Annotated in this window: 1 protein-coding gene; it reads right to left on the reverse strand. The window is 77.5% G+C overall.

The window, feature by feature from the left end; all coding sequences use genetic code 11:
- A partial coding sequence (locus IE245_RS37595) for a ketoacyl-synthetase C-terminal extension domain-containing protein (RefSeq protein WP_229852080.1) occupies nt 1-236 on the reverse strand: 236 nt, incomplete at both ends.

Below are 236 nucleotides of genomic sequence, written 5' to 3' on the forward strand. Positions count from 1 at the left end.
CGGACGCAGGTCGGCCTCGGTCTCGACGAACGCGGCGAGGCGTGCCGCCTGGTCCTGGAGGGCCTGGGCCGTACGGCCGGACACGGTCCACGGCACCACGGACAGGTCCGCGGCCGGACGGTCGTCCCGCACCGTCTCCGGGGCGGCGGCCGGGGGCTCCTCGATGATGACGTGGGCGTTGGTGCCGCTGATGCCGAAGGAGGAGACGGCGGCCCGGCGGGGCCGGCCCGCCTCGG

Origin of the sequence: Streptomyces roseolus, from assembly GCF_014649855.1 — a bacterium.
Classification (GTDB): domain Bacteria; phylum Actinomycetota; class Actinomycetes; order Streptomycetales; family Streptomycetaceae; genus Streptomyces; species Streptomyces roseolus.